The following is a 26,554-nucleotide window of genomic DNA, read 5'->3' as shown; positions in this document are numbered from 1 at the left end:
CGAAAACGGCCCGCGCAAGGCGGGCCGTTGGTAGTTGGGCAGCCGGCTATTCCGCCGGTTGACTCGGTTTCTTTCGGAACAAGCCCATCAGATTGTCCCACAACTCGATCTTGGCGCCCTGGCGTTTCATGATCACGCCCTGCTGGATGATCGAGAGCGTGTTGTTCCATGCCCAGTAGATCACGAGGCCGGCCGGGAATGTCGCCAGCATGAAGGTGAAGACCACCGGCATCCAGTTGAAGATCATCGCCTGTGTCGGATCGGGCGGCGTCGGGTTCATGCGCATCTGCAGGAACATGGTGACGCCCATGATCAGAGGCCATACGCCGATCATCAGGAACGACGGCACGTCGTAAGGCAGCAGGCCGAACAGGTTGAACACCGACGTCGGGTCCGGCGCCGAAAGGTCGCGGATCCAGCCGAAGAACGGCGCATGCCGCATCTCGATGGTGACGTAGAGCACCTTGTAGAGCGCGAAGAAGACGGGGATCTGGATCAGCACCGGCCAGCAGCCGGCGATCGGATTGATCTTCTCCGTCTTGTAGAGCTCCATCATCGCCTGCTGCTGCTTCATCCTGTCATCCGCGTATTTTTCGCGGATTTCCAGCATCTTCGGCTGCATCTTCTTCATGTTCGCCATCGACTTGTACGACTTGTTGGCGAGCGGGAAGAAGATCGCTTTCACGATGACGGTGGTGGCCAGGATTGCGAGGCCGAAATTGCCGAGCACCCGGAACAGCCAGTCGATCAGGTAGAACATCGGCTTGGTGATGAAGTAGAACCAGCCCCAGTCGATCAAGAGGTCGAACTGCCTGATCTGGCGGTCTTCCTCATAGGCATCGATCAGGCCGGTTTCCTTGGCGCCGGCGAAGACCAGCGTATCGACCGTCTGCGACTGGCCGGGCTGGACCACCAGCGGGTCGGTCAGGTAGTCCGCCTGGAAACGGATGCGGCCATCGTCGAAATAGGCATAACGCGGCTGGAAAGGCTGGGCGCCCGAGGGCACCATTGCCACGGCCCAGTACTTGTCCGTGATGCCGAGCCAGCCGTCCTGCGACTTGCCGGGCACGATCTGGCGGTCGTCAACGAGGTTGCTGTACTTGATTTCCTGCAGCCCCTCCTCGCCGGTGACACCGATCAGACCCTCGTGCAGGATGAAGAACCCTGCGGTCTTCGGCGTTCCGATGCGTGCGACGCGTCCGTAGTTGGACAGCGAGATCGCTTCGCCGCTTTCGTTCGTCACCGTATCGGAGACCGTGAACAGGTAGTTGCTATCGACGGCGATGGTGCGTGCGAATGTCAGCCCACGGTCGTTGGTATAGGTCAGCGTAACAGGCGCCTCGGGCGTCAGCGTCGGCTGCCCCTCGACCGTCCACACAGTGTCAGGGCCTGGCAGTGAACCGACGGACTCGTTGCCGATATAACCGACCTCGGCATAGTAGCCGTCGGCCATCGACGCTGGATTGAGCAATTCGATGTTGGGCGAGTTGCGCTCGACGGTCGTGCGATAGTCCTTGAGGATCAGATCGTCGATCCGCGCGCCGGTCAGGCTGAGAGAACCCGAGATGCGCGGCGTATCGATGGCGACACGGCCCGAAGCAGCCAGCGCGTCGGCGCGGCTGGAGCCCGCTGCCACTCCACCGCCGGCGCCCGGCACACCGCCCGAAGGCGCCTCGCCGCCCGGCAGGTCGGCATTGTCGGCGGCCGTTTGCTGGCCCGGCTGCGGTGTCGCGGACGGTTGCGCCTGTTCCTGCTGCTCGGCTTCGATGCGGGCTGCTTCACGCTGCGCCTCGATGCGCGGGTTCATATAGAACACCTGCCAAAGCACCAGAATCAGCACGGAAAGCGCGATCGTGATGAAGAAGTTACGATTGTTTTCCATACGGTTCCCTTACCGCGCGCCGCGTATCCTGCGGGAAAGTTCTCGCTTGAGATCGTCGAAGGGGACTGCGAGCACCTCGCGCCGCCCGACGATCACATAGTCGTTGCCGGTCGACATGTCACCACCGGCATGCACGCGCGTGGCTTCTTTAAGCCGTCTTCGGATGCGGTTTCTCACCGCAGCGTTCCCGACTTTCTTCGTGACCGTCAGCCCGAAGCGGGGCGGCGCGTCGTCCGCGCGATCGAGAACTTCAAGCAAGAACAGCCGCCCGCGGCGCTTTTCGCCCCGCCGGACAGCCAGAAATTCCGAGCGCTTCTTCAAGCGCCCGGGTGATGTGCCGGTTGGCCGGTTCGACAACTGTCCGGCCTGCGGCCACGTCAGGCCGACAGCCGCTTACGGCCGCGGTTGCGGCGGGCGGCAATCACGCCACGGCCGCCCTTGGTGGCCATGCGTGCACGGAAACCGTGACGGCGCTTGCGAACAAGCTTCGAGGGTTGGTAGGTGCGCTTCATTTGTTTAATACCGCGGGGTGCGGCCCTTCTTGGATCTGTCTCTGTATGAGCAGGAGCGTCCGCCCGACCGGTTCATGCACAGCACAAGGCTGCGCCGGACCTTGGGTCCGAGCGTGAGCGGGCTTATAGGGATGTGCCGGGATCGTGTCAATAATGCGCACCGGCGTCCGGCGGCAGCTTAGTCCATTGCCGATACTTGCAGCGAGCTGCCGCTCCATCGTAAGAACGCGCAGGGGTCGCGAAATGCCGCCAGCCGTATCAGGCGGGCATGCGGAATAATGCCCGAAAGGACAGGTCCAGCCCCTTGGCCACCCAGATTCTCAAACCCGACATCTGTGTCATCGGCGCGGGAGCAGCCGGCCGTGCGATCGCCACGAAGGCTGTCGCAGCCGGTGCAACAGTCGTACTCGTGGGCAGCGCCGGCGCACAGGCCCATATCGGCCATCCAATCGTAGCCGTCCGCGCGTTTTGTACGGCCGCGGCTCATGCGCATGCGATACGGCGTGCGCCGCATTTCGGTGTCACGGCGGGCGAAGCGGAGATCGATTTCCGCCATGTGATGCGCCATGTACGCCACGCAGCTGCTGCAACCGCCCCGGACATGTCCGACGAGCGGCTTGGTGCCTTGGGCGTACGTATCGTTTCGGCTCACGCGCGCTTCAAGGACCGGCGGACAGTCGAGGCCGGCGCGTTCGAAATCAGGGCGCGGCATTTTGTCGTGGCCACCGGGGCACAACCGGAAATGCCACCGATCGCCGGCCTCGACGAGGTTGGCTGCCTGACGGTCGAGACAATCTTCGCCCTGACGCGGCGCCCTGCCCGCCTGCTGATCACCGGCGGAGGCCATGCCACGCTTGAACTGGCACAGGCATTCACCAGGCTCGGATCTCAGGTCACAGTCGTCGGCACACCAGTCTCGCTTGCCCTGCAGGATCCGGAGGCAGCATCGATCCTGTTGCGTGAGCTGCGGGCCGAGGGCCTCGACATGCGCGAAAGCGCCACCGCCACCCGGATCGAGCGAAAAGGCCGAAGCGGCGTGCGCCTTTACGTTGGGAGCGAGACCGGAGGCGAAGAAATCGTTGACGGCACGCAGCTTCTCATACTTCCGGATACCCGTCCCGCGACCGCGGAACTCGACCTCAAAATGGCCGGCATCGGCTTCGACGAGAACGGCATCAAGGTCTCCGACCGGATGCGCACGACGAACCGCAAGGTTTACGCGATCGGCGACGTGACGGGAGGACAACAGTCGATCCATGCGGCCGCCCGCCAGGGCGAAATCGTGCTGGATGCCATCCTTGGCAAAGGCACGGCGCAGGCAAACGAACTGCTCCTGCCGCGCGTGATCGCCACGGAACCAGCATTGGCCAGCGTCGGCCTCACCGAGACCGTGGCACGCCGCCAGCACAAGTCGATCCGCGTCCTGCGCTCCGCCTATGCAGACAATGACCGGGCACAGCCCGAAGGCAGCACCGTTGGCTTCGTCAAGATCATCTGCGACGAGCCCGGACGCATACTGGGCGTGACAATGGTCGGGTCCGAGGCAAATGAACTGATCGGCGTCTGGACGCTGGCCTTGGCCAGAGGCCTTACAGCAGACGACATGTCATCCTATCTGCCCGCCTACCCGTCATTCGGGGAAATTGGCAAACGGGCGGCCTCGGCGTATTTTGCGGGTAAGCGCCGTGCGTCGATCATGCAACGGTTGACAGGCATGCTGCGCGGCTCCGGCTAGGCGATAGGGAGATTGGTTTGCCGCTCAACGGCGAAACGGACCAGACGGAACAGAGCCGCGCCGGACAGCAGGTGCCGCTGTCACGCGGTCTTTCGACCAAGCTGCTGCTGCTGACGATCCTGTTCGTTCTGCTGGCGGAGGTGCTTATCTTTCTGCCGTCCATCGCGAATTTCCGGCTGCGCTGGCTTGAGGAGCGCCTAGCCACGGCTGCTGCCGTGGGCATCGTATTGATGGAGAGCGATCCCGAAAGCCTGTCCCGCGAGGTGCAGGATGACGTGCTGATCGCGCTCGGCGCCAAGGCTGTGGCTGTGCGTGCCGAGGGTGCGTCCCAGCTTCTGGTGGTGACGGCGATGCCGCCGCAGGTGGATGTGCATGTCGACCTCGCCAACACGCCTCCGCTGATGGCCATGCAGGAGGCGATCTACACTGCCCTGTTCGGCGGCAACCGCGTTCTGCGCGTGTTCGGGCCGGTGGGCGACAGCGACACCGAGTTCGAACTCCTGATCGGAGATACCCAGCTTCGCAACGCTCTTCTTGTCTATGCGCGCAACGTCGCCCTTCTTTCGCTGGTCCTGTCGCTGAGCACGGCCATGCTGGTCTTCTATGCCATCAACCGCATCATGATCCGCCCGATCCGCACCATGACGCGCTCGATGCTGGAGTTCGCCGAGGCTCCGGACGATCCCGCCCGGATCATCCGGCCGGACGCCCGCGAGGATGAAATCGGCGTTGCCGAGCGAGAACTCGCCGCCATGCAGAGCCAGCTCCAGCGCACGCTCGGTGAGCAGAAGCATCTGGCCGATCTGGGTCTCGCCGTTTCCAAGATCAACCATGACATGCGCAACATGCTCGCTGCCGCGCAGTTGATGTCGGACAGGCTGGCGAAGGTGATGGACCCGACCGCGCAGCGTGTCGCACCAAGGCTGGTGCGCGCGCTGGACCGGGCGGTCTCCTATTCCAACGGCGTGCTCTCATATGGCCGCACACAGGAAGCGCCGCCGGCCCGCAGGCGGCTGCGGCTGCGGCAACTGGTCGACGAAGTCAACGAACTGCTCGGCATCGATCCGGACGCCGGAATCGAATTCGTCAACGCGGTTGAGCCTGATTTCGAGATCGACGCCGATTCCGAGCAGCTCTTCCGGGTTCTTTCGAACCTGTCGCGCAATGCCATTCAGGCGATGTCCGGCGAGCAGGAAGGAACGCTGGTGCGGCGCCTTTCGGTTCATGCGGACCGGACCGGCACGATATGCCGGATACTCGTCGAGGATACCGGTCCCGGCCTTCCGCCCAAGGCCCGCGAACACCTGTTTACCGCGTTTCGTGGTTCGGCGCGCAGCGGCGGCACAGGGCTTGGCCTGGCGATCGCCCATGAGCTGGTGCGCGCCCATGGCGGCACACTTGAACTGATGGAGAGCCGCGGCGGCCGTACCGTCTTTTCGATCACCATTCCCGACCAGCCTGTCGACCTCGACGCAGCGCGCGATGCGCTGCGACGGCCGGCCTGAACAATCCGATGAAAGTTTTGCGACGGGCCGCTTGCAATTCTCGCGATGAGTGGCTAGGAACGCCGCACGAAACGCGGCGATCAATTGTCGTTGCGGTTTGGCCGGTCTCCCGGCCCATTGCGCGCCCGTAGCTCAGCTGGATAGAGCACCAGACTACGAATCTGGGGGTCAGAGGTTCGAATCCTTTCGGGCGCGCCACTTTTCTTTCAATGAAATCATTTGGTTATAGAATGCGCGCCTTCAGTGTGCCGCATTGCTTTTTTGCCGGGTCGCCACCGGGTCGCCACCGACTATTAAATTTGGGCCAATTGGACAGTTCTATTTCTTGGTCGCTCGCGATTTAACCGAACGTACGAAATAGGGATTGTCTCGCTCGCGAAAATTGAGCTTCACGCCAGTAACTTCGTGAAGCTCACACATTAACAGCTCGACGCTGTCGCGAGAGAATAACGCGACATTGGTGGATCGCTCTCCAAACGCGCTCCCATACAATATGCCGTCGAAGCCTTCGTGCTTAAACAATTCCGCCAAGATTTGCGTCGCCACATAAGTGTCGGTGTCATCACTCCGGGTGACCGGCTTGGTGAATGCTCTATCAATCTGAGCCCAAACCGCAGCATCACGCTGGTCGGCGGGTGGCTCCTCAATGAATAATGCCGTGTGGCTCTGGTGGTCACGCGTGCAGTCTACTAGCCGGAGGTCGCGGGTCGTTTGGAACAGACCAAGCGATACATAAGAACCAAGCCACGGACGCGTTTCGCTCATTGCGGCATCCTTGTTGGTACAAAGATATACCACCGGAATTCCGCGTGGGTTGGCACGACCTTCCATAGCGCGATCGGTCAAAGGTAGCATCCGATCCTTGGGAAAAGCTGCGGGCAAGTAGTCATTGATCTGCTCTTCATAGCGCCAGCCGTGACCTTGCTGCGCACGCCAAAGCCTGCGTCGATTCGAAATCCGCGAATGGCGAGATTTGCATGAAATTCGGACGGAGTTCAGAAACCGTTCGGCTGTGTCGGATCGGATGAAGCGGCGATCCCGAGTCACTTCACGCTCGAAATTCGAATATGCCCTCCAAGTGTCGAATTCTGTCATTGTGGATTCCGCTAAGTCGCCTGCAAATGCCCCGGAAGCTTGGTCTTCCATTCACTCATCAGGATCAGCGTGCATTCGACCGTTTCGCCATTGTCCTGCACAAGCTCCAGTGTGCCAGCCGGGGCGGTGGCGTCCCAGGCGAAGTTTTCCGATAGCACGTTGAGCACGTCGCGCTTGTAGGCGGTGTCGAGATTGTCGAGCTGGTTGCCCTTGGTTTCCAAGACGGTGATCCGCGCGCCAGCGCCTTCGCGTTTCACCGCGAAGATGAAGTCGGGATAGATCATGGCGCGCCGCCAGCCCTGCAATCCGTAATGCGCGCGCGCCGCGTTACGATGCCACCAGGCTAGCGCCTCTTCGGCATCAAGATGCACGGCCACGGCGCGTTCGTCCTTGTTGAGTTCGTTTTCATAAACTGGCGAGAAGAGGCTTTTCTCAAGCGGCCCGCCATCCTTGCCCGCCAGCGTCCTTGCTCCTTCCGGTTCGCTGGTTTCCACCGCAAAGGGCATCTGCCAGTTGCGGCCATCGAGCCTTAGCCGAAACTGAATTACGCCGTTGGCCACCTGTTGCCTGAACAGCGTTTCGGCGCGGGCAGCGCGTTCTTTGTCCAGACCCTTGCGAAGTTCCTCGATGATCAGGGTGCCAAGCTGCCCGATCCTGTCGGCATCGAAACCCCGTGCGCCCAATCTGGCCAAGACGCTTTCGACGATCTCCCGCCCCACAAATGGGTTGGGCACGATGTCGGAAATGTTGCGCACCGCATAGGACGGATCGAATGCAATGCCATCGGCCAGAACGGAAACCGTCTGTTGCGCGAAATGTTCTTTGGTTTCCGTCAGGGATATGCGCTGGAGCTGGTTGGCGACCGGCTGAGCATTTTCCGGGATCGTGTCGGCAATGCCTGCAGCATCGAAGCCGCGCCAGTCGATTGCCGCCAGAATGTCAGTTTCATAGTCGAGCGGGCGCACCACCGCCCCCTCAATCCGAAGCACGCGGGGCAGATAAATCCGGGTGCTTGCAAAATCCTTGCGCCGTTCGATCCTGCGCGCCGTGCCCGGCGGTGGCCCATCCTGGCCACCATCAGCGACTTTCAGTACCAGATCCCCCAGCCCGTCGCCTTCCAGACCCTTCTTGATAGTCGCGACCACATCGCCGGTGGCCGCGTGGTGGGTAATCACATGGCATTCGTCGAGCGGATCGACCTCGGTCTTTGTGGCATGCGGCTGGCGCAATATGCGCCCGACAAGCTGAGTCAGGGCGCTTTTGCCGGTACTGGCCGCCAGGGCGCAAAGCACATATGCGAATGGGCAATCCCAGCCCTCCTGCAAGGCTTGCTTGGTGATGATCGCGCGCACCTTGTTGGTTGGCGACAGAAGGTCCTGATTTTCGGGCTGGCTGAGGTCGTTGACTTCTGCCGTCTTGATCGCGATTTCCGCTTCATCGAAGCCCAGCGCCAACAGCCGATCCTTGACGTCGAGCGCATGGATATGGTCGCCATCGCGCTGATCGGCGCCGGTGCGCTCCACCTGCACAAGCATGATCGGTCGGATATAGCGCCCGGTATTGGCGCGGAGCTTTCTGGCCTCATCATCGAGCGCGTTGAGCCGGTCCACCGCCACATTGAGCGTGGCCTTCCAGTCGGTGCCCTGCCGCGCGTCGAGATTGAGGGGCATCTTGATCATGCCCTCGCGGTCCAGTTCGATGCCGGTGATTTCCACCAGCACGTTGGCGTGCCGCGCCGGAGCGTCATCCTTGCCCTTCACGTCCTGAGGGGTCGCTGTCAGTTCCAGCACGAAAAGCGGGTTGAACCCATAAAGCGTGTCGTGGGCCAGTTGTGAAATGGCCTTGTGCCCCTCGTCGAGAACCACGATTGGCCGGATGATCCGCAAGGCATTGCCAAGCGAATCCTTCACCATCGGGAAAATGTCGTTGTAGGCGTCGAGATTGGAAACCTGGCCGATCAGTTCGGCATGGGCACTTTGGTCGCCTTCGGGTGGCATGAAGCCGTGCACGTCCCCCCGGTCCTGAAACATCTTCAGGGTTTCCTTGGTCTGCCTGTTGGCCGATTGCAGCATCAACAGCATGACGCAAAGCTGGCCCTCGACGTCCCGCGCATTCAGCGGGTCGGACTTTTCCATGATCCTGACACGCCCGACCGCCGCGCGGTCCAGCGCCTGCCGGTAGGGGTCCTGCCGGTCCTTGAGGCGCTTGAGCGTCTGCGTGTAGATCGCCTCGTTGGGCACGATCCAGAGCACAAAGCCGGTGTTGCGATTGATATAGCGCCCAAGGATGCGCGAGACCGCATTGACCGCGAGAAACGTCTTGCCGCCGCCTGTCGGCACCTTGAGCACTGCATTGGGCACCGGCTGGCCCGATCCGCTTCGGCGTGATGAATAGGGAATGTCCGCGCGACTCTGGGGCAGCTTGCTGTCAGCCTTCAGCTTCTCCCATGCCCTGGCCGGAAAGTCGGGTATCGCCAGATCGAGATCGGGTTGCTGGCGTGCCAGTTCGGCCACCTTGTCGGCCTTGACCTTTTCTTCGCCCAGCGCATCGAGAAACGCATCGAACGTCGTGAGCACCCGGTCCTGATAGTCGAGTTCGCGCAAGCCCGACATTATGCCCGCTCGATCCGGTAGAGCGCATAAGGCAGGGGCACGAATTCGACCGGGATATTCTCTTCGTTCAGAAGCTTCTGGCTCACATAGCGTGCCGGGGCAAAGACAAGATGCTTCTTGCCCTTGGGTTTGGCATCGGCAAACCCTCTGGCCCTGTCGAGTGTCAGGGCAGCTTCAGGCGATTTGAGCCAGTCGAGTTTAGGCTTGTAGATTAGCCACAGATAGTCACCTTCGGTCTCGCCAAGATAGCTGGCGGCTTCATCCATGCCCTTGGGATCGAAGGCGCGATTGGTGGCCATGTGGAACAGCACCGCCCCCAGCGCCTCATATGTTGGCAGGGTCTCCCCGGTGAGAATCCTGTCGAGTTCAACCGGCGCGCCCAACGTGCAATAAGTAAATTCGCCACCTAAGCCTTCGGTCTTGTCCTTGACCGATTTTTCCCCGGTGACGATCAACTCACCGTCTTTGACTTCCTTTTTGATCTTGTCGAATTCGTGCCCGTGCAGGTTCTCGATCCCCTGCACTTTCTCCACCAGACCATCGGCCTTTTCGATTGCCCGCCAGTTAAGCTTTTCGCGCAACAGTTCGGTGCGTTGCGTGCCGGAAAATTCATAACCGTTGATCACGCGCCGCACCCGCTCGGCGGTCAGCCGCTCGGCATAATCCTCCATCTCGACGAGAATGAATTTGCGGCTTCCCCCATCGCGCCTGTTGGCGTCGAGCACCGCATGGGCGGTGGTGCCGGAACCGGCAAAGGAGTCAAGAAAAATCGCATTGGGACGAGTAGCGAGTTCGATTACCCGTTGAATGAGTTGCACAGGCTTTGGCGTTTCAAATGGCTTTTCGCCATCGAAAATTGCCTTTAGCTGGGCACCTGCGTTGCGAGTGCTACCTGCAAACTCGTACGGCCACCACGTTTGATTGACCACGCCGTCCTTTGTTTCAACCAGAAACTTCTTTTCGAGCGGAAAATCAGCGTCACCGGAAACACCCCACCAAATCCGATCATCCTCTGCCAGCCACCTCATAGTGGAAGGTGGCCTTCGCCACGAGCTTCCTTTGGGGGGAAACACCATGCGTCCCGCCTTGTTTGGGATAGCGTAGAAGTCGCGATCTCGATGCTCTGCCCGCGTCAGGGGCGATCCCAACCAGACGCCGCGCCGATCCTTATCGGGATTGGTGTAGTTTGCGATCTGGTCATCTGTTCGATCCAGCAAGTTCGGAGAAAAGCTATCGGACTTCCGATAAAAGATGAGGTGATTATGGGTTTCTGCCACGCCAGAGCTATTGTTACCGGGTGTATCTTTCGACTGCCACACAAAATTGGCAACAAAGTTTTGAGAGCCGAATATCTCATCGAGAAGCAGTCTCCCGCGTTGCGCTTCGTTGTCATCAAGCGTGATCCAGATGCTTCCGTCGTCCGCCAGTAATTCATGCAACAGCCGCAGCCGTGGCCACATCATCGCGCACCATTTGTCGTGCCGTAGCCCGTCTTCGATCCCGATGGGGTTGGCGTTGAGCCATTCCTTGATCATCGGCGAATTGACGTTGTCGTTATAGGCCCAGCCCTCATTGCCGGTATTGTAGGGCGGGTCGATAAAGATGCAGTCCACCTTGCCCGCATACATCGGCAATAGCGATTTGAGCGCGTGCAAATTATCGCCCTGCACAATCAGATTGCCGTCGAGCCGGGCTTGCCCGATCCCCTTTTCAGGGTGCATTTCCAGTGGCCGGAAGGGCACGGCAAGGTGATGGTTATAGACGAATTCCTTGCCCTTGAAGCTGAGTTCCGTCACGCTGCCCTGTCCTCGCAAATCACTTGAGTTCGCAGCATAGGATCGAAGCTAGGTCCAGAGCGCAACCCGGTCGATCATAGCTTGTTGGCGTAAAGGCAAAGAAAGTTCTCGACTTGGCACGGCTGCAAGCGCTGCAATTCGCGTGGCAGCTCCGACAAGCTTACTGCAGCCCCATTGAGCCCCAAACGCCGCGCTCCAGTCCGTGTGCCGGCATGCAGATAGACTTTCTGCGGCTCAAAGCCGAGATACAGGCCTATGCGGAACGCCACATCGTAAGCCAGCAATTCGCCAGCACCCCGGATGCCAAGGCATTCCGCGACCACGAGTGCATGCAGGCTGGAGAAACTTGTCTTGGTCCTGATTTCTTCGGCACGGCCAATCAGTGCATCGCGCAGCCGTTCCAAGACTGAAAGCGGAATGCGCCATTGATGCGGATGACGTCTCCCACGGTGATCAATAGACAGCGTCGCAATCTGGATTGCTCCGATCAACGAGTCTGCTTCTGGCTTTTCGATCTCGCAGCACCAAAGTTCGAGCGGGCCGGAAAGGAATTCATCAACCAATTCAGCAAGCATGAGTGTCGTCCCCAGAGCCTCGATCATCCCGGCATCAAAAATAGCATAGGATAGGATCAGCGTCTCTGGAGAGTATTATCGTGAATCTGGCGGAGGATGTTTGCGATAGTGGTGAGATCGGGTTCTCTTTCACCTACTGGTCGCTTTGAGCCGTTGCGCAGCGCTTCGAATATTTGAGCCTGCCGGTGGCCTGCTACCGCGCCATAGCTGGTGAAGGTTGTCAGCACCTGTTCGTGGCCGAGGTTCTGGCTCCAGGCCTTGAATTCCTCAGGCGACCGGCAGACCGCTTCGCCAAGCCGCGCCAGCGTCGTGCGCAACGAATGCGGGTTGAAATAGGCAAGTCCCGCCGCCTCGAAGCGCTGACGGAAGATGCGGCGGATCGCGTCGGCGGATTTCCAGAATATGCGGTCGACGCCAGCCGGGCCGAAATGACCGTCTGCGTCGGGCGCAACGCGGGTCGCCGGAAACAGCGGATCATCCGGCCCGAACAGGAGATTGCCCTTCAGATGTGCGATCCAGTCGGAGACGATCGCCTCCATGTCGTCGCCGACCGGGAAGTACCATGACGTGAAGGTCTTGCGGTTCTTGGTGCGCACGCTGCGCGCATCCTGAAACACGGTGCGTCGGTCGGTGTCGACATGGCGAAGCGCCAGCGACGCGATGGCGTCGTCGCGCGCGCCTGAAAGCAGCGCGAAGGCGATCAGCGCGCGGTCGCGGCGGTCGATGTCGCTCTCGATGGAGATCGAATTCAGGACATGCCGCACCTGGTCGATGCTCGGGGCCGACCTTTCCCGCCTCGCCGTGGCGATCCGGCTGTCATTGGCCGAAGGATTGAAATAGTCGGCGTCGCTGTAGCCGATGCGCCGATAGCCTGGCTGGCTCGCCAGCCACTGGAAGAACGCCTTCAACGCCATCAGCCGCGAATGGATCGTGGCTTTCGCCAGCGGCCGCCCGGTCGCCGCGTTGGTCTGTTCGCCGAGTTCGCGCTTGAAGGCGCGCGCCTGCTCGATGTGGAAGCGTGCGAAATCCTTCCATTTGGTCGTGGCCTCGAACTGCGCGATTGCCGCCGCCGCCTGGTCGACGCTTGCGGACGACAGGCGCTTGGCCTCTTCCAGATAGGCGAGATAACGGCGCTTGATACGCTCGTTTTTCGGATGATGCTTGCGCATGGATCAGCCCTTCTTTCCCAAGTGAACATGCAGACAGGGATTCGGCATCTCTCTTAGGTGTTGGTCGTCCTGCATGATCGTGACGTCGAGGATCGCCCTAAGCGGGTCGATTTTTGCCACCGCGACGCGCTTGTGCATGACGGTTAGACATTCCTCGCAGAGTGCTCTCAGATTGCCGCTAGACGCCGACATGGGGATGAATTCGGCCGCGTTGAAAGCCGGCGCGCGCGGTCGGCGACAGGAAAAGCAAAAGCACTCGTGCGGCTGGCATTTCTGTCGGTCACGCTTGCGTCGATCCAGGAATGCGATCAGTTCTTCGCCAAGGATCAATGCCGGCCGTTGGTCGGTGATCGCGGGCAGGCCACTCTTCAGCCAGCGTCGCACGGTCCCCTTGCAAGCCCCTGTCGCGCGCGCCGCCTCATCGACGGTGTAGCTTCGATGCCGTTTGACGGCGCGCCAGTTCGGCTTCGCCCTGCGCATGTGGCGACTGCCTAGCAATCGCTAGCAGTGGTGCGCCGCTTGTGGGCGGCAAGCCAAGTATCGAGATCGTCGGGATCGTACAGAACAATGCGGCCAATCCGAATGTAGGGTGCGCCACCGCCATTGCAGCGCAGTTTCTCAAGGGTGGATTTGGCCAATCCTGTATAGGCGGCGGCTTGGCGGGTGCGCAGTTTGGGCCGCTGTGGGGGGGTGGTCTGAGAAGACATTGTATCGCCTTGTGCAACTACCGGAAAAGCCCGGGGGTAAGGCGAAAACTGTCAGCCGTCTTGCCGTTGCGCACGTTCATTTGGTTGCAACGGCTTTGTTGCGTTCATTTCCAGCGGCCGGGAGCTTCCATCCGCGTTGAAGTGTGCACGCCACTTTTCGCACACGGCCTCAAATTCTCCGTCCTTGAACCAGCGCATTACCGTGCTAGGCGCAACATTCATAAGTTGAGCAACTGCCCGGATCGAAGGCACTTGGCCTCGGGCCAACATCTGACCGCCAATCCATGATGCATTTAGCTTCTGCTCTTTGGTGCGGGTCCTATTTTCATACTCGACGACAGGACCACCCAGCCGCTCTTTGATAAGAACGATCAAGTCACGATTGATTTCAAGCGTCCCGTAGAAGCTTGCCGCGTCCAGCGCGCATCGAATAAACCAATCAATGAGTTTATCTGGAACCACTAATCCTCGACGGACCAGATGTGTCTCACCGGCAGCTCGCAACGCCTTTGCCTCTGCTATCTTCTCCATGAAGAAAAGCGCAAAATAACTTATCGCTTCCTGGTTGGCATCGAAAACGCTAACAAAAAGGTCGGGATCAATTTCGTAGCTTTTTAGCTCATCCTCAACGGCAAAAAGTTGGTCTATGCCGCCATTGGTACGAACTTCTATTTCCGCATCAGGGTTGGCGCGGCGAAGAGCCACATAATTTTCCGTCGCTGGATTGCGCCAATACTCAAGCGTTTCAGGCGTCCAGCCCGATCCTTCTAATGTACCAAACTGGCGACGATCATCGATTTGGTGCGGCGTGTCCATCTAGTGAGATAACTTGGCCCGATTCGCGCTTCTCGCCCATAGCATTTGCGAGAGTTGCGCCAATCGAATCCGTCGCTCGACGCAAAGGATCATTGTCCAGATGCGCATAGCGCGCGGTGGTTTGCGGCTGGGAATGGCCAAGCAACTTGCCAATTATGGGCAGGCCAAGCCCTCCGCCAGCCCCGAAGGCTGCAAAATTGTGGCGTAAATCATGCAGCCTTACCCTGTCGAGCTTGGCATGGCGACGGACCATCGACCACGGGCGCTTGAGATCGGATCGGGGTTTTTCATCCGGCTTGCCGACACTGTCGCCCGCAATGACGTAAACGCCAGCCCGGGTCAGGTGGGTGAGGACGCCCATGGCGGGCGCATTCAGAATGATCGTCTTTTGCCCGGTCTTGGAGTCGGGTAAGCGCAGAAGCCCGCGTTCGAAATCCACATGTTCCCATTTTAGGGTCAGGATTTCGCCAACACGCGCGCCCGTAAAGATCAAGAGCCGCAGCGCCGCTGCCGCATGTTCGCCAATGACGGTTGCCTGACGCTCCTTGGGTACATGCTTGGTCTTTTTGGCCGGGTTGATTTTCCAGGGAATGCCCGTGGTTTCAGCTTCCCGAATGGCTGCACCAAGCCGCTCCAGTTCTTCCCCAGACAAATACCTTTCCCGACCTTCTTCCTTGTAGCGTTCAACACCACGGGCAGGGTTCAAATCGTCAGGCACAAGCCCGTGCTTGGCTCCGAACCCATACATCGAGCCGACAATGGCCAAAATGCGATTGGCCTGAAATGGTGTCTTCCGGCTCGCCAGATGCAGTCGCGCAATATCGGCGCGCGTGACATCCTTTGCTTTGAGTTGGCCCAACTTGGGCACCACCAGGCGATTGAGGACGTCTTCATAATGCGCCTTCGTGCTGGCCTTGCGCTTGGCATCGACATGATCGGACAGAAACGCTGTGGCGAGTTCGGAAACTGTTAGTGCCTTTCGCTGGCGTGCCTTCTCCCCTTGCGGATCGTGCCCGGTTCGCACCATCGCGCGATAGCCATCGGCAATTTTGCGTGCCACTTCCGGCGTGAAATCATCCACCTTGCCGATAGTAATCCGCTTCTTGGCAACGCGCCTTCCGCCCTCGCCGGGCCGGTACTCGAAAATCCAAGACATCGCGCCCGTAGGAAAAACCCGCAAACCGAACCCCGGCACCTGTGTATCAAACAGGCTATACCGTGACGGCTTCGCCACCGCTTTGGCCACCACGGTTTTGGTCAGTTTGATCTTTTCCATTCACCCCGCCCTTTCCTGCCAAATCCCGTTGGGTCGCCACCGGGTCGCCACCCAGCATGGAAACCTGCGGCAACGACAGGAAAGACGCTAGCATAAAAATGTATGTTTCTCAATGGTATAGGGAAACGCACTGCAACGCCCGGAAACGCCATCTGGCCTTATTTCTGAGACTACGAATCTGGGGGTCAGAGGTTCGAATCCTTTCGGGCGCGCCACTTTTCTAACTAAAGCCGTCGAATTATGAGACCGCACCCAAAATTGGTGCGGAGACACCGGTCAGGGTGCCGTGTGCAGGCGGCCGGGGCGCGTAGAGCTGGAGCGCTCGCCGGCGCTGGGACGCTCGTTGCGGCGTGCAGACTGGTTTCCGGCCATGCCGTCCTGCTACATCGACCGACGACCAAGCCGAGGGTGCACCTCAAATCGCCAAGGCAGGGCTTTCCTGGATTACGGCACTCACCAGGATTTCCGCGATCTCGCCAAGACGGGCCTCGTTCATCGGCAATGACAGGAAGATGTCGCCGCGCGGTGTCAGCAGGAGGCCGCGTTCCAGGCATTTCAGGTGAACGAGTTGCCTCAGCAGCATCGTTTGCGGGTGTATCTGGGCAACCTTCATGGGCGGCTGCGCGCCGATATGGAGGCTGAGTATCGACCCGATGCCGCTGAGGCACACATTGAGGCCGGCCTGCGACAGCCGTGCATTCACCGTCGCGCGGAAAGCCTCGGTGCGCTGAAGGAACGCATCGGCGGCGTCGGGTGTGAAGCTCGAGCGCAGGCCCGCAAGCCCTCCTCTCATCGACATGATGTTGTTGTTGAAGGTGCCTGCATGCTTGAGCGCGCCCGGCAGGCGCGGATCGAAACGGTCCATCAGGGCCTTCGAACCGCCGAACGCGCCAAAGGACAGGCCCGCGCCGAGATATTTGCCGAGGGTCGTCATGTCGGGCATGACACCGTAGTGGCCTTGCAGGCCGGCGCGCCCGAGGCGCGAAGTCTTCACCTCATCAAAGATGAGCACCGCGCCGCAGCGGGTCGCCTCCTCGCGCAGCATCGCCAGAAACGCCGCTTCGGCCGGGATGTTGCCGGCCGCGCCCAGCAGCGGCTCGACCAGAATGGCGGCAAGGTCGTCTTCATGCCGTTTCACGCTGGCGCGTGTGGATTCGATGTCGTTGAAAGGCGCCGTGACGAAATCAAACGGCACGTTCATCGGGCTGCCGCCGCCCGCGAAGGTGAGAACGCCGCCATGATAGGCATCCTCGAAAACGAGGACACGCTTGCGGCCCGTTGCGTTGATCGCCGTCAGCAGCGCAAAGAGATTGGCCTCGGTACCGGAATTGCAGAATCTCAGCCGCTCCAGCGAAGGAAAGCGCTGGCACAACAGTTCGGCCAGTTCGCTCTCGGCGGTGTTCGGACCCGAAAGGACGAGCCCGTTGTCCAGCACTTCGTGCAGAGCAGCCACGATGACCGGGTCGCTGTGGCCATAGAGACCCGCCGAGAATTCCCCGGCGCAATCGATATATTCGTAGCCGTCGACATCGGTAAGCATGTCCGCCCTGCCCGACGCGATGACGAGCGGGAACGGATCGAAATGCAGGACGCTGCGCGTATTTCCGCCGGGCATCCATGCCTGTGCGCGCTCGTGCCGCGCGCAGCTTTCCGGGTGCTTGCGGACATACGCCTCACGCAGGTCGTCCAGTCTACCGGCAGCCTTCATTTCAGCGTCTCCAGTGCATTGTCGAGCGACCTGCCAAGGCGGGCCACGATCTCGGCAAGTTCGTCCTCGCGTGCGTTGAGCGCCGGCGCGAGGAGAATGTGGTCGCCGGCCCGTCCGTCTATCGTGCCACCCGAGGGGTAGATCATCAGGCCGTTCTCCATGGCCGATGCCTTCACCACGGCATGCAGCTTCGCGGCCGGGTCGAAGGGCGCTTTGGTCTCGCGATCCGCAACGAGTTCTATCCCGATAAACAGCCCGCGCCCGCGAATGTCGCCGACATGCCGGTGCTGACCCAGCGACGCTTCGAGCATGCGCCTCAGCGCTGTACCGCTCGCCGCGGCTGCCGCAACCAGCCCATCTTCATCAACGGCGCGCTGGACAGCCAGGGCGGCCGCGCAGGCGAGCGAGTGGCCCATATAGGTGAAGCCATGCGCGAGAGCCCCCGAACCGGCAGCGATGGCGTCTGCGATCCTGTCATGGACCAGCGTGGCACCCATCGGCACGAAGCCGCCGCCCAGCCCCTTCGCGACAGTCACGATGTCGGGGACGACGCCGTCCTCCTCGAAGGCGAACCGGTAGCCGGTTCGCCCGCTGCCGCACATGATCTCGTCGAGGATCAGAAGAACGCCGTAGCGGTCGCAGATCGCACGCACCTCGCTCAGATAACCGTCGACGGCCGGCGCGCAACCGAGCGTCGCGCCAACGACCGGCTCGGCGATGAAGGCCGCAACCGTCTCGGGGCCGAGACGCAGGATCGCGTCCTCAAGCTCGGCCGCGGCGCGCAACCCGTAGTCCCGTTCGGTCTCGTCTTCGCGTCGCTCGCGATAGGCGTAGCATGGCGCGATCAGCTCGGCCTCGAACAGCAGCGGCTCGTAGAGCGCTCGGCGCGGCAGGTTTCCGCCGACGGAAAGAGCTCCCAGCGTTGCCCCGTGATAGCTCTGGCGGCGCGCGATGATCTTGCCACGGCCGGGTTCGCCGCGCTCGACCCAATACTGGCGGGCAAGCTTCAGAGCCGTTTCGACCGCTTCCGAACCACCCGAACAGAAGACAACCTTCGACAGCCCCGCAGGCGCCTTCCCGACCAGATAGGCGGCAAGCTCCTCCGCGGGCTCACTCGTGAAGAACGAGCCGTGGGCATAGGAGACGGCATCGAACTGGCGCAGGATCGCATCGCGTACCCGCTCCTCACGATGACCAATGGCCGAGACAGCCGCACCGCCCGATACCGCGTCGAGATAGCGGCGGCCATCGCTGTCCGTAACCCACAATCCGTCCGCCTGCGCGACGGCCGGCGGAACCGTGTCCGTCTTGCGGTGCAGGATGGCGCTCATGCAGCCCCCGCATGATCAGGGTAATAGGCCTGGAGGCGGTCGTCGGCATTGGCCTCGGAGTCCCTTTCCGCCTGAAGGCCATAGCCTCCGCCGCCCGGCGTGTTCACCTCGATGGTGTCTCCGGGGCCAAGCACGAAATCCTCGCCCTTCGAGATGTGTTCCGGCTCGATCGCCCTTCCCTTCTGGGAAATCGAGATGCGGTTCGGCGCACCCGCCTCGCCACCGAGTATGCCGGGAGGGCCGAAACGTCCGTGTTCCATAAGGAACGATGCCTTGCCGTGGCCCCGCAACAGCCGCAGCTTGTAGCTGACGCCAAAGCCGCCGCGGAAACGGCCGGCGCCGCCCGACCCCTCGCGCAGGGCATAGCTTTCGAAAAGCAGCGGATAGCGCTGCTCGAGGATCTCGACGGGCTGGCTTTTGGAGATGCCGATGGTCGAGCAGCCGTTGGTGAGACCGTCGCCGTTCCACCAGCCGCCGTAACCGCCGCCGGAGAAATAGTACATGATGTAGTTCTCGCCCGTTTCCGGGTCATGTCCGCCAAGGCTGAGATTGCCGCTGGTACCAGCCGGCGCAGCAAAAAGCCGGTCGGGGATCGCCTTGGCAAGTGCCAGGAACACCGCCTCCATGACGCGCTGCGACACCTCGGCGGCGCAGCCTGCAACGGGACGCGGGTATTCGGCATGGATGAAGGTGCCGAGCGGCTTGTGAACGACGATGGGCTCGAAGCAGCCGGCATTCATCGGCACGTCGGGGAATATGTGTTTGAGCGCGACGTAGACTGCCGAAAGCGTCGTCGCCCAGACAGAGTTCAGGGGCCCTTGGCACGGCGGGCTCGACCGGGAGAAATCAAACTCGATGTCGCTTCCATCCACCTTGACGGAGACCGCGATCTCGAGCGGCTCATTGACGACGCCGTCGCTGTCCATGAAAGCGCTCGCTTCATAGGTGCCATCCGGGATGGTGTCGATATGCGCGCGCATCATGCGCTCGGAGCGGCGCTCGAGCTCGGCAATCGCTGCCTCGACGACATCCTGACCGTAGCGGTCGAGCAGTGCGGTGAGGCGGCGCGCGCCGGCCGTCAGCGCTGCAATCTGGGCTTTGATGTCGCCGATCCGTTCTTCGGCAACGCGGATATTGGCGAGGACCATCTGCACCAGATCGTCCTCCATCCTGCCGCGCCGGACCAGCTTGACCGGCGGGATTCGCAGACCTTCCTGATGGATTTCCGTGGCGGTGCTGTTGAAGCCGCCGGGCACCATGCCGCCCGTGTCCGGCCAGTGGCCTGTGTTGGACAGATAGCACCACAGCTTGCCACGGTAGTAGAAGGGACGCACCATCTTCACGTCCATCAGATGGGTGCCGCCAAGATAGGGGTCGTTGACGAGAATGACGTCGCCGTCCTCAAGATCGTCGCGCGCCTCGATGACGCATCGGGTCGTTTCCTGCATCACGCCGAGGAAGATCGGCAGGCCGAGTTCTCCCTGTGCGATCATGCGGCCGTCGCCCAGTCCGTAAATGCCGTTCGAGCGGTCGAATGCCTCCGAGATGACGGGCGAAAACGATGTCTTTTCGTGCACCAGATCCATCTCCGAGCAGACCTGTTGCAGGCCCTTTTCGATGACGGTGAGGGTGACGGGATCGATGGACTGGCCGAGCTTTGCGGCCTGCTGGTGGTTCAGCATGCTGTTTCCTGTTCAGTTCGCGGCCGGGGTCTGGTCGATGGCGACGACGATGTTGCCGTATTCGTCGACGCGGGAAGTGGTGCCCGGATCTAGCACCAGCGTGGAGTCGGACTGCTCGACGATGGCCGGGCCTTCGATGGCCGCGCCCAGCGGCAGGGAATCGCGATCGTAGATGCGGGCCTTTCGCCATTCGCCGTCGAAGTAGACATCGCGCGTGCCCGTTTCGGCTGACGCTAGCGTCCCCTCGGAGGGACGGAATATCGAGAGGTCGACTTTTTCACGCTGCCCGATCACCGTCGTGCGGACATTTGCGAGAACCGGCACCATCTCCGGCAGTTCAAGGTCGAAGCGCTGCTTGTAGGCCCTGACGAATTCGTCGAGCACGGCATCGGCGTCGAACGCCTCCCCCTTCATCTCGACCCGCAGCACATGCGACTGCCCCTTGAACAACAGATCGAACTCGTGGACCACGTCGACCTGGCCGACATCGACGCTCTCCTCGGCCAGAAGCGCGCGCCCATCGGCGGCCTGCTGGCGCATGATCGCCACGACGGCATTGCCATCGATGCCGCGCATCGGCAGGTTGACCGTCTGCACGAAATCGTGCCGCACATCGGCAAGCACGCATCCGAGTGCCGAGGTCAGCCCCGGGAAGCGCGGAACGAGAACACGCGGTATGCCAAGCTCGCGGGCGATAGCGATAGCGTGCAACGGCCCTGCGCCCCCGAATGGCATCAGCGCGAAATCGCGCGGATCATGGCCCTTCTCGATCGAAATGAGACGGATGGCACCAGCGAGTTCGGCGATCGCCACGTCGATGATCGCCGAAGCCGCGGCGGTCGCGTCAAGCCCGAGCGGCTTGCCGATCTGTTCCGAAAGCGCCGCTTCGATGCGCGCAATCGGTGCCGGCTTGTTGGAGCCCGTCACGGAGCCCGGGTTGAGCCGGCCCAGGAAGAAGTTCGCGTCGGTGATCGTCACGCGCTCGCCGCCACGGTCATAGCCGATGGGTCCGGGGAACGAACCGGCGCTTTCAGGTCCCACACGCAGCATGCCGGCCTTGTCGATGTGCGCGAGGCTGCCGCCGCCGGCGCCGACGGTGTGCATGTCGATCATCGGAATGCGGATCGGCACCGCATAGGCGAGATCCTTCTCAGCAGTGATGACCGGCTTGCCGTCGACAACGAGCGCCACGTCGAAGCTGGTGCCGCCCATGTCGCCAGTGATGATGTTGGCGAAGCCGGCCGCTTTCGCGATTTCTGCGGACGCGAGGACGCCTCCCGCAGGGCCTGACATGACGGTGTGCGCGGCATGGCTGGCGACGAGGGCGGAAGACATCATGCCGCCATTCGCCTGCATGACGAGCAGTTCGTTTCGGAACCCCTTGTCCTTGAGGCTGCTCGCGACACGCTGGATGTATTGGCTGACGATAGGACTGATGGACGCGTGGATCGCGGCCGTGCTGCCTCGCTCGAACTCGCGCATCTCGCGCACGATCTCGTGGCCGGCGATCACGTGCTCGTTCGGCCACATCTCTCGCGCGATTCGCACTGCAGCGGCTTCATGTTCGTCGTTCACATAGGAATGGAGGAAATGGATGACGAGCGATTCCGCACCCTCATCGATGAGCTGCTGCACAGCGGCACGCACGTCGCTTTCGCTCAATGGCGTGACGACACGGCCCTGAGCATCCATCCGCTCGGTCGCCTCCAGGCGCAGCCTGCGCTCGATAAGAGGCTTGAAATTGCCGGACAGGCCGTATGCGTTCGGACGGGTGCGGCGCCCAAGCTCGAGGACGTCGCGGAATCCGCGTGTCGTTATGAGGCCGGCGCGTGCACCCTTTCGCTCCAGGACCGCATTGGTGCCGGCCGTGGTGCCGTGCACGAGCCAGTCGATGGCATCGGCGGGTACGCCGAGTTCGTCGATGCCTTGAAGGAAGCCCCTGGACCGGTCGTCGACCGTGGTCGGCACCTTGGCCGTTGCGAATCGGCCGGTGGCCGAGTCCAGCATCAGGAAGTCCGTGAATGTGCCGCCCACATCGACACCAACGCTAACGCTCATCCAGCCCTCTAAATCTCATTTTATGGAATATAGTTTCAATAAATGATATTCAATCGACGAGCCGCGACTTTGTCAAGCCGGTGTCGGCTTGTAGTTGTGTGCTTCGCAGTGCATTGGAACGTGGCGAACAGGCAGGAGGTTTGAGTGGCGACCAACGGATCGGGGCCGATCGAGCGCTATTTCCAGATTGTCGAAATCGTCGCGGCTTCCCACGACGGACTGACGCTTACCGACATCGCTCAGCTGACAGGACTGCCGAAGCCGACGGCGCATCGCCTGGTGCGCACGCTGGTCGATCTCGGCATCCTTGCCAGCGACGACACATGGTACAAGACGTTCCGGATCGGCGCGCGCATGTGGCGCATGCTTCACCTCGGCGTCGATCGTGACAAGGCCAGCGCGTTCGCCCAACTCGTCGTCGACGACCTTGCCGCGCGGTTCGGCGAAACGGCTTACGTCGTGCGTCTCGACCGTACGGGGGTTCTTTCAATCGCGCGGTCGGCACCCGATCAGGGGCATCGGCTGCATGTCCTTCCGGGCGACCACCTGCCGGCGCACGCCGCAGCCTCGGCCAAGGCGATTCTTGCCTATCAGGACAGTTCCATGCTCGACGCATATCTGACGGAACCGCTTGAGCGACTGACGCCGTTTACGCACACCTCCCGAGACGAAGTGCTCGCCGAGTTCGAGAAGGTCAGACAGACCGGCTACGCGATCTGTGACCGCGAGATCGACGAGAACATCATGGCATATGCCTGTCCGGTTCCCGTCGACAACGTCGGCGTGGTCTATGCCATCGGCATTACCGGCCCGGTGACGCGATTGCGCAAGCAGCCTGCCGAGTTCTGGCTGGAGCCCATGAAGGCAGCGGCGCAGAGGTTGAGTACGATGGTCTCCACGCTGCGTGCCGACTGATGGGGCGGCCGGTTCAGAACATCGCGTTCGGCAGCACGAGGATAATCTGCGGGAAGACCATGCATATGGCAACCGCAACCAGCATCAACGCGATGAACGGAACGACCGACCGGTAGATATCGGTCATGCGCACTTCCGGCGGGGCGACCCCTCGCAGATAGAAGAGGTTGTAACCGAAGGGCGGCGTCAGGAAGCCGATCTCCATCATGATGATGAAGAGAATGCCGAACCAGACCGGATCGAAGCCGAGCGCGGTGATGATCGGCACGAAGATCGGCGCGGTGATCATGATGATGCCCACGGTATCGAGCATCATGCCCATGATGAACAGGATCGACAGCATGCCGACGAGAATGAGCCATCGGTTCACCTCCAGGTCCAGCACGAGACCCTCGATCAAGCGGGATGCGCCCATCGCGGTATAGAAGGTCGACAGCGCCGTCGCGCCAATGATGATCCAGAAGATCATGCAGCTAAGCTGCAGCGTCTCCTCGCAGGCCTGCCGCAGCACCGACCAATCGAGACGCCCGAGCACCGCCGCCGCCAGGATCGATCCGGCAGCGCCGATTGCACTGGCCTCCGACACGCTGGCGATGCCGGTCAGGATGGAACCCATGACGCCGACGATGAGCAGCACAGGCAGCACGAGGCCTTTGAGGCTGACGAGTTTCTCCCGCAACGAATATCGCGTCATCTCGCGACCACCGCTGATTTCCGGCTGGAGCCAGCCGCGGATGAGGAGGTAGGCGATGAAAAGTGCTGAAATCAGCAGGCCGGGCAGAAGGCCCCCGGCGTACAGCTTGCCGATCGAGGTGTTTGCGACGATGCCGTATACGATCATCGTCACACTCGGCGGGATCAGGATGCCCAGCGAGCCACCGGCGGCGATCGAGCCGAGTGCGATGTCCTTGCCGTAGCCGCGGGCCAGCATGGCGGGAATGGCGATCATGCCCATCGAGATGGTCGCGGCGCCGCTGATGCCCGCCATCGCGGCAAACAGGGTGCAGATGACAATCGTGCCGACGGCCAGGCCGCCCCGCAACCCGCCGAAGAACTTCTGCATCGTGTTGTAAAGGTCTTCCGCGATGCTTGCGCGCTGCAGCATGGCCGCCATGAAGATGAAGAGCGGAATCGCGACGTATTCGAAACTTGAGGCGGTCGAGAAGGCGCGGATAGGCACCATGTTCAGAGCCATCGGGCTCCAGAAGAAGTAGATCATGCCGATGGAGATGCCGCCGAGCGCGATAGCGATCGGAACGCCCAGCATGAGGAAAAGCAGCATGAAGCCGAAAAGCAGGCTCGTCGTGAGTACGGGGTCGGCCATCATCATGCGGCCTCTTGACCGTAAAGCGCGTCGCGCCAGCCACGCAGGAGGTTCAGGATCCACGCCAGCACCAACAGCGCAGCGCCGATGGGCAGCATTGCCTTGGGCAGCCACACCGGCCCGCCCCAGCCGCCCGTTGCAGAACGCTCGCCCATGGCAAAGGACTTCAGGGCGAAGTCATAACCGAAGGACAACAGCACCCAGATGAAGAGCGCGAAGAGGGCCGTGGAGACCACGGTGTCGACGATGGCCTTCGCAAGCGGCGAAAAATGTTCGTAGACTGCATCGACCCGCACGAAGTTGCCCTTCGCCATGGCCCATGGGCCACCCAGGAAGATGAACGCGACGAGGAGCCATGTGCTTGCATCGCCGGCCCAGCGCACGGAACGGCCAAGCACGGCGCGCGAAAACATCTCGTAGATCATGATGGCGATGATCGCCAGAACGAAGAGCGCGACGACACGGCCAATGCCGGTGATCAGACGCTCGAGAAGATTGATGATGGTGTTCAGCATCGTCCCTCGTCATGAAAAAGCGGCCCTGACGGGGTTCGTCAGGGCCGCGCTGCAAGCCGTGCCTATTCGGCGGCTGCGCTGTCGAGGCGCCCCAGATCGCGGAGGAACTCGTTGAGAAGCTCCACGCCACGAGCGGCCAGTTCATTCTCTTCCGCATAGGCCTGCCAAAGCGTGCGGGCCTCCGCCTCCATCGCCAGCCACTCGGCTTCCGGGATGGTGGAAATCTCCACGCCGGCAGCCTGCATTTCCTGCATGGCCTTGGCGTCGTTGTTCATGCTGATGAGAATGTAGTCAAGCGAGGACGCGACGGCAGCTTCCTGAAGGATCGCCTTCAGATCGTCGGGCAACGCATCCCATGCCTGGCTGTTGACCGCAAAGAAGTTGTTCGGCACCGGCATTGGCGATGGCTGAACATAATATTTGGCGACTTCGTGGAACGAGTTGTTCATGTTGCCGGCAGGGCTTGCCCAGCGTGCCGCGTCGAGCACACCCGTAGCCAGCGCCGTATAGATTTCGCCGCCGCTCAGAAAGACCGGCGAGGCGCCCATCTTCTCGTACCACTCAGCTTCGAGACCGAAAGCACGGATCTTCAGGCCGTTGAAGTCGGCCTGCGACGTGATTGGCTTCGTCGACATGATGTCCCAGGCCGGCGAAAGCTGCGGCCCGAGATAGAACACGCCGTGCGGCTGGTAGGCCTCGCGTGCAATGTCGAGGAAGCCGCGCTTGTAGAAGAAGTTGAACCGCTCCAGCGGTGTGCGCAGCGAGCCAGGCACGCCGCTCTCGATGCTGGCGATCGGGCCGAGCTTGCCGGCGTAGTATCCACCGGTCAGAACGGCCATTTCGGTGACGCCCGCGCCCACGGCCTCCAGGCCGTCGGCGATCGGAAACAGCGCGCCGACCGGATAGATTTCAAACGTGATGCGTCCGCCTGACATCTCCGTCGCGAGGTCCGCGAACTTCTCCTGGAGCGCCACGTATCCCGGCTCGCCGGCATTGAGGTTGCTCTGAATGCGCCAGTGTACGGCATCCTGGGCGGAAGCCGCGGATACGCCAAGAAGACCGGCCCCGAGCATCACGACCGCGCGCAGATGGTGTCTGAAACGTGCAAACATCAAGTTTTCCCCTTCAAGAGTTTCATATAATGAGATTTCATCTTGTTTTATGAAACTCTCGCGCATTTCGCCCCTGTCGTCAAGTTGTGAAACCGACGCTCAGGGTGCGCTCTGCTATCTCGGAATTGCAGGGATTGGAACTGGTGGCCAAGGCGATCAGGTGCCGCGCACAACGCACGCAACGCCAGACGGCGGCTGACTTTCGGCAGGCCGGCAGTCGGGTGCCACC

At 61.3% G+C, this 26,554-nt stretch carries 22 protein-coding genes and 1 tRNA gene; 4 read left to right on the top strand and 19 right to left on the bottom strand.

Going from position 1 to position 26,554, the window contains the following annotated elements; all coding sequences use genetic code 11:
• Positions 1-46: 46 nt before the first annotated feature.
• From yidC to rpmH, 3 genes are read right to left on the bottom strand one after another with little or no spacing between them, the layout of a single operon-like run.
• On the bottom strand, positions 47-1,882 hold the full coding sequence (gene yidC / locus V1479_RS05565; RefSeq protein WP_368802048.1) for a membrane protein insertase YidC: 1,836 nt from the start codon (positions 1,880-1,882) through the stop codon (positions 47-49).
• 9 nt (positions 1,883-1,891) lie between these two features.
• A complete protein-coding gene (rnpA, locus tag V1479_RS05560; protein ID WP_421928671.1) occupies positions 1,892-2,203 on the bottom strand; it encodes a ribonuclease P protein component in 312 nt (103 codons plus the stop codon).
• Positions 2,204-2,259: 56 nt separating this feature from the next.
• On the bottom strand, positions 2,260-2,394 hold the full coding sequence (gene rpmH, locus V1479_RS05555; RefSeq protein ID WP_011579721.1) for a 50S ribosomal protein L34: 135 nt from the start codon (positions 2,392-2,394) through the stop codon (positions 2,260-2,262).
• A 304-nt stretch (positions 2,395-2,698) separates the two neighbouring features.
• Between rpmH and V1479_RS05550 the strand changes: the two genes are divergently transcribed.
• The 3 genes from V1479_RS05550 to V1479_RS05540 all read left to right on the top strand — a co-directional run bounded on the left by V1479_RS05550 (position 2,699) and on the right by V1479_RS05540 (position 5,832).
• On the top strand, positions 2,699-4,129 hold the full coding sequence (locus tag V1479_RS05550; RefSeq protein WP_368802047.1) for a dihydrolipoyl dehydrogenase family protein: 1,431 nt from the start codon (positions 2,699-2,701) through the stop codon (positions 4,127-4,129).
• A gap of 17 nt (positions 4,130-4,146) precedes the next feature.
• Complete coding sequence (locus tag V1479_RS05545) at positions 4,147-5,634, top strand: sensor histidine kinase (RefSeq protein ID WP_368802046.1); 1,488 nt, start codon at positions 4,147-4,149, stop codon at positions 5,632-5,634.
• A gap of 121 nt (positions 5,635-5,755) precedes the next feature.
• Positions 5,756-5,832: transfer RNA gene (locus tag V1479_RS05540), tRNA-Arg, on the top strand.
• A 120-nt stretch (positions 5,833-5,952) separates the two neighbouring features.
• Here V1479_RS05540 and V1479_RS05535 read toward each other — a convergent pair.
• From V1479_RS05535 to V1479_RS05475, 13 genes are all read right to left on the bottom strand, one after another.
• Complete coding sequence (locus tag V1479_RS05535; protein ID WP_368802045.1) at positions 5,953-6,729, bottom strand: RES family NAD+ phosphorylase; 777 nt, start codon at positions 6,727-6,729, stop codon at positions 5,953-5,955.
• An 11-nt stretch (positions 6,730-6,740) separates the two neighbouring features.
• Positions 6,741-9,341: a DEAD/DEAH box helicase gene (locus V1479_RS05530; RefSeq protein ID WP_368802044.1), complete on the bottom strand. Its 2,601-nt coding sequence runs from the start codon at positions 9,339-9,341 to the stop codon at positions 6,741-6,743.
• Positions 9,341-11,137 (bottom strand): site-specific DNA-methyltransferase, encoded by a 1,797-nt coding sequence (locus tag V1479_RS05525; protein ID WP_368802043.1) that lies wholly within the window; start codon positions 11,135-11,137, stop codon positions 9,341-9,343. The genes V1479_RS05530 and V1479_RS05525 overlap by 1 nt, the downstream gene beginning before the upstream one ends.
• Positions 11,138-11,211: 74 nt before the next feature.
• Positions 11,212-11,739 (bottom strand): hypothetical protein, encoded by a 528-nt coding sequence (locus tag V1479_RS05520; RefSeq protein ID WP_368802042.1) that lies wholly within the window; start codon positions 11,737-11,739, stop codon positions 11,212-11,214.
• A 29-nt stretch (positions 11,740-11,768) separates the two neighbouring features.
• Positions 11,769-12,881 carry a tyrosine-type recombinase/integrase gene (locus V1479_RS05515; RefSeq protein ID WP_368802041.1) on the bottom strand — a complete coding sequence of 371 codons (1,113 nt, stop codon included), beginning with the start codon at positions 12,879-12,881 and terminating at the stop codon, positions 11,769-11,771.
• A gap of 3 nt (positions 12,882-12,884) precedes the next feature.
• A complete protein-coding gene (locus tag V1479_RS05510; RefSeq protein ID WP_368802040.1) occupies positions 12,885-13,361 on the bottom strand; it encodes a helix-turn-helix domain-containing protein in 477 nt (158 codons plus the stop codon).
• Between the two features lie 11 nt (positions 13,362-13,372).
• Positions 13,373-13,588: a helix-turn-helix transcriptional regulator gene (locus V1479_RS05505; protein WP_368802039.1), complete on the bottom strand. Its 216-nt coding sequence runs from the start codon at positions 13,586-13,588 to the stop codon at positions 13,373-13,375.
• Positions 13,589-13,639: 51 nt separating this feature from the next.
• Positions 13,640-14,404: a hypothetical protein gene (locus tag V1479_RS05500; RefSeq protein ID WP_368802038.1), complete on the bottom strand. Its 765-nt coding sequence runs from the start codon at positions 14,402-14,404 to the stop codon at positions 13,640-13,642.
• Complete coding sequence (locus tag V1479_RS05495) at positions 14,379-15,680, bottom strand: tyrosine-type recombinase/integrase (RefSeq protein ID WP_368802037.1); 1,302 nt, start codon at positions 15,678-15,680, stop codon at positions 14,379-14,381. Before V1479_RS05495 ends, V1479_RS05500 begins: the two co-directional genes overlap by 26 nt.
• 415 nt (positions 15,681-16,095) lie before the next feature.
• On the bottom strand, positions 16,096-17,388 hold the full coding sequence (locus tag V1479_RS05490; protein WP_368802036.1) for an aspartate aminotransferase family protein: 1,293 nt from the start codon (positions 17,386-17,388) through the stop codon (positions 16,096-16,098).
• Positions 17,385-18,719, bottom strand: a complete 1,335-nt coding sequence (locus V1479_RS05485) for an aspartate aminotransferase family protein (RefSeq protein WP_368802035.1) — start codon at positions 18,717-18,719, stop codon at positions 17,385-17,387. Before V1479_RS05485 ends, V1479_RS05490 begins: the two co-directional genes overlap by 4 nt.
• A complete protein-coding gene (locus V1479_RS05480; protein ID WP_368802034.1) occupies positions 18,716-20,401 on the bottom strand; it encodes a hydantoinase B/oxoprolinase family protein in 1,686 nt (561 codons plus the stop codon). Before V1479_RS05480 ends, V1479_RS05485 begins: the two co-directional genes overlap by 4 nt.
• A 12-nt stretch (positions 20,402-20,413) precedes the next feature.
• Positions 20,414-22,459: a hydantoinase/oxoprolinase family protein gene (locus V1479_RS05475; RefSeq protein WP_368802033.1), complete on the bottom strand. Its 2,046-nt coding sequence runs from the start codon at positions 22,457-22,459 to the stop codon at positions 20,414-20,416.
• Between the two features lie 144 nt (positions 22,460-22,603).
• Between V1479_RS05475 and V1479_RS05470 the strand changes: the two genes are divergently transcribed.
• Positions 22,604-23,374 carry an IclR family transcriptional regulator gene (locus V1479_RS05470; RefSeq protein ID WP_173187534.1) on the top strand — a complete coding sequence of 257 codons (771 nt, stop codon included), beginning with the start codon at positions 22,604-22,606 and terminating at the stop codon, positions 23,372-23,374.
• 13 nt (positions 23,375-23,387) lie between these two features.
• Here the strand turns inward: V1479_RS05470 and V1479_RS05465 are convergent, their stop codons facing one another.
• The 3 genes from V1479_RS05465 to dctP all read right to left on the bottom strand — a co-directional run bounded on the left by V1479_RS05465 (position 23,388) and on the right by dctP (position 26,325).
• Positions 23,388-24,704 (bottom strand): TRAP transporter large permease, encoded by a 1,317-nt coding sequence (locus V1479_RS05465; RefSeq protein ID WP_368802032.1) that lies wholly within the window; start codon positions 24,702-24,704, stop codon positions 23,388-23,390.
• Complete coding sequence (locus V1479_RS05460) at positions 24,701-25,213, bottom strand: TRAP transporter small permease subunit (RefSeq protein WP_173187538.1); 513 nt, start codon at positions 25,211-25,213, stop codon at positions 24,701-24,703. The genes V1479_RS05465 and V1479_RS05460 overlap by 4 nt, the downstream gene beginning before the upstream one ends.
• A gap of 62 nt (positions 25,214-25,275) precedes the next feature.
• Positions 25,276-26,325: a TRAP transporter substrate-binding protein DctP gene (gene dctP, locus V1479_RS05455; RefSeq protein ID WP_368802031.1), complete on the bottom strand. Its 1,050-nt coding sequence runs from the start codon at positions 26,323-26,325 to the stop codon at positions 25,276-25,278.
• Between the last annotated feature and the right edge of the window lie 229 nt (positions 26,326-26,554).

Origin of the sequence: Neoaquamicrobium sediminum (assembly GCF_040970315.1) — a bacterium.
In the GTDB taxonomy this organism is placed as follows: domain Bacteria; phylum Pseudomonadota; class Alphaproteobacteria; order Rhizobiales; family Rhizobiaceae; genus Aerobium; species Aerobium sediminum.
Note: the sequence above shows the minus strand (reverse complement) of the source record. Positions and strands in the feature narration are given on the sequence as shown.

Excerpts from the sequence above, each read along its gene's own strand:
- yidC (WP_368802048.1), bottom strand. The coding sequence starts at position 1,882 with ATGGAAAACAATCGTAACTTCTTCATCACGATCGCGCTTTCCGTGCTG.
- rpmH (WP_011579721.1), bottom strand. The coding sequence starts at position 2,394 with ATGAAGCGCACCTACCAACCCTCGAAGCTTGTTCGCAAGCGCCGTCAC.
- V1479_RS05535 (WP_368802045.1), bottom strand. The coding sequence starts at position 6,729 with ATGACAGAATTCGACACTTGGAGGGCATATTCGAATTTCGAGCGTGAA.
- V1479_RS05530 (WP_368802044.1), bottom strand. The coding sequence starts at position 9,341 with ATGTCGGGCTTGCGCGAACTCGACTATCAGGACCGGGTGCTCACGACG.
- V1479_RS05520 (WP_368802042.1), bottom strand. The coding sequence starts at position 11,739 with ATGATCGAGGCTCTGGGGACGACACTCATGCTTGCTGAATTGGTTGAT.
- V1479_RS05515 (WP_368802041.1), bottom strand. The coding sequence starts at position 12,881 with ATGCGCAAGCATCATCCGAAAAACGAGCGTATCAAGCGCCGTTATCTC.
- V1479_RS05510 (WP_368802040.1), bottom strand. The coding sequence starts at position 13,361 with ATGCGCAGGGCGAAGCCGAACTGGCGCGCCGTCAAACGGCATCGAAGC.
- V1479_RS05505 (WP_368802039.1), bottom strand. The coding sequence starts at position 13,588 with ATGTCTTCTCAGACCACCCCCCCACAGCGGCCCAAACTGCGCACCCGC.
- V1479_RS05500 (WP_368802038.1), bottom strand. The coding sequence starts at position 14,404 with ATGGACACGCCGCACCAAATCGATGATCGTCGCCAGTTTGGTACATTA.
- V1479_RS05495 (WP_368802037.1), bottom strand. The coding sequence starts at position 15,680 with ATGGAAAAGATCAAACTGACCAAAACCGTGGTGGCCAAAGCGGTGGCG.
- V1479_RS05490 (WP_368802036.1), bottom strand. The coding sequence starts at position 17,388 with ATGAAGGCTGCCGGTAGACTGGACGACCTGCGTGAGGCGTATGTCCGC.
- V1479_RS05485 (WP_368802035.1), bottom strand. The coding sequence starts at position 18,719 with ATGAGCGCCATCCTGCACCGCAAGACGGACACGGTTCCGCCGGCCGTC.
- V1479_RS05480 (WP_368802034.1), bottom strand. The coding sequence starts at position 20,401 with ATGCTGAACCACCAGCAGGCCGCAAAGCTCGGCCAGTCCATCGATCCC.
- V1479_RS05475 (WP_368802033.1), bottom strand. The coding sequence starts at position 22,459 with ATGAGCGTTAGCGTTGGTGTCGATGTGGGCGGCACATTCACGGACTTC.
- V1479_RS05465 (WP_368802032.1), bottom strand. The coding sequence starts at position 24,704 with ATGATGATGGCCGACCCCGTACTCACGACGAGCCTGCTTTTCGGCTTC.
- V1479_RS05460 (WP_173187538.1), bottom strand. The coding sequence starts at position 25,213 with ATGCTGAACACCATCATCAATCTTCTCGAGCGTCTGATCACCGGCATT.
- dctP (WP_368802031.1), bottom strand. The coding sequence starts at position 26,325 with ATGTTTGCACGTTTCAGACACCATCTGCGCGCGGTCGTGATGCTCGGG.